Annotated in this window: 6 protein-coding genes; 5 read left to right on the top strand and 1 reads right to left on the bottom strand. The window is 62.5% G+C overall.

Going from position 1 to position 6,338, the window contains the following annotated elements; all coding sequences use genetic code 11:
- Positions 1–1,202, bottom strand: a 1,202-nt coding sequence (locus tag CQ12_RS07585; protein WP_198164090.1) for an enoyl-CoA hydratase-related protein, incomplete at its 3' end; no start/stop codon positions are given.
- A gap of 129 nt (positions 1,203–1,331) precedes the next feature.
- Between CQ12_RS07585 and CQ12_RS07580 the strand changes: the two genes are divergently transcribed.
- From CQ12_RS07580 to CQ12_RS07560, 5 genes are all read left to right on the top strand, one after another.
- Positions 1,332–2,513, top strand: coding sequence for an acyl-CoA dehydrogenase family protein (locus CQ12_RS07580; RefSeq protein WP_057834720.1), 1,182 nt, complete (start codon positions 1,332–1,334; stop codon positions 2,511–2,513).
- A gap of 99 nt (positions 2,514–2,612) precedes the next feature.
- Positions 2,613–3,371 carry an SDR family oxidoreductase gene (locus CQ12_RS07575; RefSeq protein WP_057834719.1) on the top strand — a complete coding sequence of 253 codons (759 nt, stop codon included), beginning with the start codon at positions 2,613–2,615 and terminating at the stop codon, positions 3,369–3,371.
- A gap of 18 nt (positions 3,372–3,389) precedes the next feature.
- Positions 3,390–4,184, top strand: a complete 795-nt coding sequence (locus CQ12_RS07570) for an enoyl-CoA hydratase-related protein (protein WP_057834718.1) — start codon at positions 3,390–3,392, stop codon at positions 4,182–4,184.
- Between the two features lie 45 nt (positions 4,185–4,229).
- On the top strand, positions 4,230–5,159 hold the full coding sequence (gene kce, locus CQ12_RS07565; RefSeq protein ID WP_057834717.1) for a 3,5-dioxohexanoate:acetyl-CoA acetone transferase: 930 nt from the start codon (positions 4,230–4,232) through the stop codon (positions 5,157–5,159).
- Positions 5,160–5,182: 23 nt separating this feature from the next.
- On the top strand, positions 5,183–6,328 hold the full coding sequence (locus CQ12_RS07560; RefSeq protein ID WP_057834716.1) for an acyl-CoA dehydrogenase family protein: 1,146 nt from the start codon (positions 5,183–5,185) through the stop codon (positions 6,326–6,328).
- Positions 6,329–6,338 lie beyond the last annotated feature (10 nt).

Raw genomic sequence — 6,338 nt, 5'->3', positions numbered from 1 at the left:
GGCGGGGCCCCCCCCCCCGCCGCTACGGCTTCCGCTTCGGTGAGGCGGGCGCACAGCAGTTCCTTGCCCCAGGTCTTCGGCTCGTCGTCAAACCAATAGCTTGCACCGGAGATCCGACCATCAAAGACAGGCTTCTGCGCCTGGTCGATGCGAAATCCCGCCCGCGCAAAGGATTGGGCGAGTTCTTCACCCCGCTCCGATTGGACCGCCAGTACGCGCGAGATCGCTGCAACGGCATCGACGACCTTGGGGTTCATGCCGTTCTTTTTCATCCGCTCGTAGTCGAGCCTTCCAAGGAACAACGTCCGGATCATGTTGCGGGGCTCGCGTCGCTGGATCAGCTTCGCAAAGATGTTCATCTCGGTCCGGATCGCATCGTCGAAGCGTTGCGAAAATCCCTGTTCGACGCAGTCGAGAATGGCGAGCGGCGCCGGATAGTGTCCCAGCGTGTCGGCCAGAACGCTGGCCCGCCGTTGTCCGATCTGCGCCGCGAAGCGTTCCGCATCCCTTGGACGCCAGTCGGGGCGGTCCCATGGCTGTGCGGCCGGCGGGCGCGACAGTACCCAGCGTTCCGCAGCCGCCACCTCCTCGCCCGGCGCCACCAAAGCGTCGGCGAGACCGGCCGCGGTCGCCGCCGATCCGCCGATCCTGGCACCGTCGAGCAGAACCGGCAGTGCCGCCTCGACGCCGATCAGGCGCGGAAGACGTTGGGTTCCTCCCCCTCCCGGCAACAATCCCACCAGCGACTCGGGCAGGCCAAACATGCTCTGCGGCTGATCGGTGATGACCCGGTAATGCGCCGCAAGCGCGAATTCGGCGCCGCCACCCAGCGCCAGTCCCGCGATCGCTACCGCCACAGGCTTGCCCGCGGTTTCCAGCTTGCGCAATCCCTGGCTCAGCCGGAAGAAGTGATCGAACGCAACGCGGTCGCGTTCGGCCGCGGGCGCCGCCATGATCATATCGTAGGCGGTCTCCAACTCGGCCAGATCGGCGCCGGCGCAGAATGCCGAGGACTTGCCGGAGCGGATGACGACGCCCGCCACATCGCTCTGCGGCAGCCAGTCGGCAAACCGGCCGAGTTCCTCGATCGCCGCGTTCGAGAACACGTTCATCGAGCGGCCGGGCATGTCGAAGATCAGGTGGAGCACCCCGTTCGGTGACCGTTCGGTCCGAAATTGCTTCAGCTCCGGCGTTCCCGGCATCGCTCCCTCATTGCTTGAGTTACCGTTCGTTGGTGTACTATCGGACTTGCACTGCCCAAGTCTTGCATTGTATACCCATCTCGAAGATGGTACACTAGCAAACTAAATCAGACAGGACGCGTTTTGACAATGATCGAGCGCACGATCTTTCGCGAAGAGCATGAAATTTTCCGGGAAACGGTCCGGCGCTTCGTCGATCGCGAGATCGTCCCCTTCCACGCCAAATGGGAAGAGGACGGCATCGTTCCGCGCGAGCTGTGGCTGAAGGCAGGCGCAGCCGGCCTGCTATGCTGCACGGTGCCCGAGGAATATGGCGGGATGGGACTCGATTACCTCTTCGACGTCGTCGTCTTCGAGGAGTTATGGCGATCGGGCGCCAGCGGCCCCGGCTTTCTGATCCATACCGATCTGGTCGCGACGTATCTACTGTCCTTCGGCACTCAGGAACAAAAGCGCAAATGGCTGCCCAGGATGGTGTCGGGCGAAGCAATCGGATCGCTCGGGATGACCGAGCCTCATGCCGGCAGCGACCTCAAGGCGATCCGGACCCGCGCTACCCGCGACGGCGACGATTTCGTCATCAACGGCCAGAAGGTCTTCATTTCCAACGGTCAGCTTTGCGACTTCGTCGTGCTGGCGACCAAGACCGACAGCCATGCCGGGGCAAAGGGAGTTACGCTATTCATCGTCGAGAGCGACCGGCCCGGCTTCAAGCGCGGCCGGAATCTGGAGAAGCTCGGCATGAAGGCGCAGGATACGTCGGAACTGTTCTTCGACAATGTCCGCATTCCCGCAAGCAACCTGCTGGGCAAGGAGGGCAAGGGATTTGCCCAGATGATGACCAAGCTGTCGCAGGAGCGCCTCGCTCAGGCGATCCGTTCGGCAACCGTCACCGAGACGGTGATCGACTGGACGTTGCAATATACTGCCGAGCGCAGCGCGTTTGGTCAGAAGATTGCCGATTTCCAGAACACCCAGTTCAAGCTGGCCGATCTCAGGACCAAGGCGGCCGTCGCACGCGTCTTTACCGACAAATGCATCTCGCTGTTCATGGAAGGCAAGCTCGATCCCGTGGACGCCGCGATGGCAAAGATGTTCACCTCCGAGCTTCACTGCGAAACGGTGGACGAATGCCTGCAGCTATTCGGCGGCTGGGGATACATGTGGGAATATCCGATTGCGCGGGCCTATGCGGATGCAAGGATCGTAAAAATCGCCGGAGGTTCGATCGAGATCATGAAGACGATCATCGCGCGGCAGATGTATTCGCAACACGGATTCGCGCTGCAGAAGAACGGCGCGGTCTCGTGAGCTGAACGCCGCGCGCGCAGCAGTACCGGCAGCATCATATTCCGGCTTGATCGGACCGCGCGCGCCAACAACAATGACAAACGACAAGGGAGGTTTGCGTTGAAGGGCCTATCTGGAAAAGTAGCCGTCGTTACCGGCGGCGGACAAGGAATCGGCCGTGGGCTGACGCTGCGCCTCGCCGAGGAAGGCTGCAAGGTCGCAGTGTTCGACATCAACCCGCAAGCCGGTGAAGAAACCGCAAAACTCGCGCCGCAGGCGATCATCAAGACTTATGCGGTGGATGTCGGAGATGCCGCCTCCGTCGGCGATGCCGTGGCCAGGGTGGAAGCCGAACTCGGCCCGATCTGGCTGCTGGTCAACAATGCCGGCTGGGACCGGCCGATGCCATTCCTGAAGACCGACAGGGATCTCTGGGACAAGATCATCCGCATCAACCTTTATGGTCCGCTCAACACCCACAAGGCGGTTGCGCCCCTGATGGCCGAACGCGGCGGCGGACGAATTGTCAACATCGCCTCCGATGCGGCGCGGGTCGGCACCAGCGACGAAGCCGTTTACTCCGCCTGCAAGGGCGGGCTGATCTCCTTCACCAAATCGCTGGCCCGCGAACTCGCGCGCAAGAACGTCCTGCTCAACGCCATCTGCCCGGGCCCGACCAACACACCGATGATGGCCACCGTCCTTGGCGAGGGCGAACAGGCCGTGAAGTGGAAGGATGCGATGGTCAGGGGAATTCCGCTGCGGCGTATGGGCGAGCCCGAGGACTATGGCGGGATCGTTGCCATGCTCGCCTCTGACGATGGAAAATACATCACCGGACAGACCATTTCCGTCTCCGGTGGAATGAACATGATCTAAGCCACGCGAGGAAACGCCATGACCGATCCCAAGCAGTTTACCGACGTCATCTACGAAGTTCGCGACCGCGCGTCGTGGATCATCATCAACCGCCCGAAAGTCTACAACGCGTTCCGCGGGCAGACATTGGAAGAACTGATCCAGGCTTTCCACCTCGCCGCCAATGATCGGCAGGTCGCAAGCATCGTCCTGACCGGCGCCGGCGAAAAGGCTTTCTGCACCGGCGGCGATCAATCGGCGCATGAGGGCCAGTATGACGGTCGCGGTGTGGTTGGGCTGCCGATCGATGAACTGCAGGGCCTGATCCGCGATGTTCCCAAACCGGTGATCGCCCGCGTCAATGGTTTCGCCATCGGCGGCGGCAATGTGCTCGCCACGCTCTGCGACCTCACCATCGCAGCCGACACCGCCCAGTTCGGACAGGTCGGCCCGAAAGTCGGATCGGTCGACGCCGGCTGGGGTACGGCCTTTCTTGCCCGCCATGTCGGCGACAAGAAAGCCCGCGAGATCTGGTTCATCAACGATCGCTACACCGCCGAGCAGGCTCGCGAAATGGGCCTGGTCAACAAGGTGGTCCCCGCGGCGCAGCTCGACGCTGCGGTCAAGGACTGGACCGACAAGCTGGCGCAGCGGTCGCCGACCGCGATCGCGCTGGCGAAACGGTCCTTCAACGCCGATTCGGACAACATCCGCGGTATCAGCAACTTCGCCCTTCACGCGGTGAAAATGTTCTACGACACTGCTGAATCAAAGGAAGGCGTCTCGGCGTTCAATGAGAAGCGCGAACCGGACTTCCACAAGTTCGTGTCCTGACGGCCGCCGTCGGTCACGTCGGAATCGCAAGCTGAAAGAGGGATCATGGCATCGCACAAGGTCATCATTTCCTGCGCGGTTACCGGATCGATCCACACGCCCTCGATGTCGCCACATTTGCCGGTGACGCCTGCCGAGATCGCCGAGTCCGCGCTCGGCGCGGCGGCAGCGGGGGCCGCGATCGTTCATCTCCATGCGCGCAATCCGGCCGATGGGCGACCGGATCAATCGCCGGAGGCGTTCGAACCGTTCCTGCGCGTCATCAAGCAGAGTTCGAACGTCGTCGTGAACCTGACGACCGGCGGATCGCCCTACATGACCGTCGAAGAGCGCGTGCGGCCGGCCGCCACTTGGAAGCCGGAAGTCGCAAGCCTCAATATGGGATCGATGAATTTCGGCCTGTTCCCGATGCTGAAGCGCTACAAGTCGTTCAAGCACGACTGGGAGCCGCAGATGCTCGAGGGCTCCCACGATCTCGTCTTCCGAAACTCCTTCAAGGATATCCGCTACGCGCTGGAGACGCTGAACGGCTCAGGCGCGCGCTACGAATTCGAATGCTACGACACCAGCCACCTCTATAACCTGCACTATTTCTGGACCGAAGGCCTCGTCAAGGCACCGCTGTTCATCCAGACCTGCTTCGGGCTCCTCGGCGGAATCGGCTCGCACGCGGATGACGTGATGCACATGAAGCGAACGGCCGACCGACTGTTCGGCGACAACTACCGCTGGTCGGTTCTCGGCGCCGGCCGCGCCCAGATGCAGGTCGCTGCGATGGCGGCCTCAATGGGCGGCAACGTTCGGGTCGGGCTTGAAGACAGCCTATGGATCGGCGCGGGCCGCCTCGCCCAGACCAATGCCGAACAGGTGACGCAACTCCGAAAGATCATCGAGGGCCTCGGGCTCGAGGTCGCCAGCCCGGACGAGGCAAGGGAAATTCTCCAGCTCAAGGGCGGCGACAAGGTCGCCTTCTAGCTTCAACCTACGGCACGACGGACATGCTGCAAAACCGCCCGGTATTCGACGAAGAGCACGCCCTGTTGCGCGAAAGCGTCCGCCGCTTTGCCGCGGCGAACATACAGCCGCACTTTCAGGAATGGGAAAAGGCAGGGATTATCGACCGCGCCCTGTGGCCGGCAGCCGGCGAAGCCGGCCTGCTCTGCCCCCAGGTGCCGGAGCAGTATGGCGGGATCGGCGGCGATTTCCGTCACAACGCCGTAGTCATCGAAGAGCTCGCCTATTCCGGCTTTGCAGGACCGGCGACCGACTTTTCAGTGCACAGCGACGTCTGCTGCGGCTATCTGCTGCATTACGGCACCGAGGAGCAGAAGAAGAAATGGCTGCCGCGCATGGTCGCCGGCGAGACCGTCTGCGCCATCGCGATGACCGAGCCCGGTACCGGCAGCGACTTGCAGGGCATTCGCACGCGCGCCGTCCGCGAAGGCGACGAATACGTCATCTCCGGCCAGAAAACCTTCATCTCGAACGGCCAGATGTGCGACCTCGTCATCTTGGTTGTCAGAACCAACCCGGACGGCGGATCGCGCGGCATGAGCCTCGTGCTGGTCGAGACCGAGCGCGCCGGCTTCCGGCACGGCCGCAACCTCGACAAGCTCGGCCATCTCTCCTCCGATACGTCGGAACTGTTCTTCGATCAGGTCCGCGTTCCCATCGAAAACGTGCTCGGCTCTGAGGGCGGCGCCATGGCCGCGCTGATGAGCGAGCTGCCGCAGGAGCGGTTGACCATCGCCCTGCACTCGATCGCGGCCGCGCAGAAGGCGTTCGACATCACCAAGGATTATGTCGGAGAGCGCAAGGCGTTCGGACAGCCGATCGGAACGTTCCAGAATACGCGGTTCAGGCTGGCCGATTTGAAGGCCGATCTTGCGGTCGGATGGGCCTATGTCGACCAGTGCCTTCGCGACCACGTCCGCGGCGAACTCACGACCTATGCGGCTTCGACCGCAAAACTGTGGACCACCGAGATGCATGGCCGCCTCGTCGATCAGTGCCTGCAGTTCTTCGGCGGGTACGGTTTCATGCGCGAATACGAGATCTGCCGCCTGTTTGCCGATGCGCGGGTGCTGCGCATTTATGGCGGGACGTCGGAGATCATGCGCGAGCTGATTTCGCGCAACCTCTGACGGGGCAGCC

It is taken from the genome of Bradyrhizobium jicamae (genome assembly GCF_001440395.1).
GTDB classification, from domain to species: Bacteria; Pseudomonadota; Alphaproteobacteria; order Rhizobiales; family Xanthobacteraceae; genus Bradyrhizobium; species Bradyrhizobium jicamae.
This window is presented reverse-complemented; position numbering and strand designations above follow the sequence as displayed.

What these genes read in the sequence shown, in the direction of transcription:
- CQ12_RS07560 (WP_057834716.1), top strand. Translation starts at nt 5,183, where the DNA reads ATGCTGCAAAACCGCCCGGTATTCGACGAAGAGCACGCCCTGTTGCGC.
- CQ12_RS07580 (WP_057834720.1), top strand. Translation starts at nt 1,332, where the DNA reads ATGATCGAGCGCACGATCTTTCGCGAAGAGCATGAAATTTTCCGGGAA.
- kce (WP_057834717.1), top strand. Translation starts at nt 4,230, where the DNA reads ATGGCATCGCACAAGGTCATCATTTCCTGCGCGGTTACCGGATCGATC.
- CQ12_RS07570 (WP_057834718.1), top strand. Translation starts at nt 3,390, where the DNA reads ATGACCGATCCCAAGCAGTTTACCGACGTCATCTACGAAGTTCGCGAC.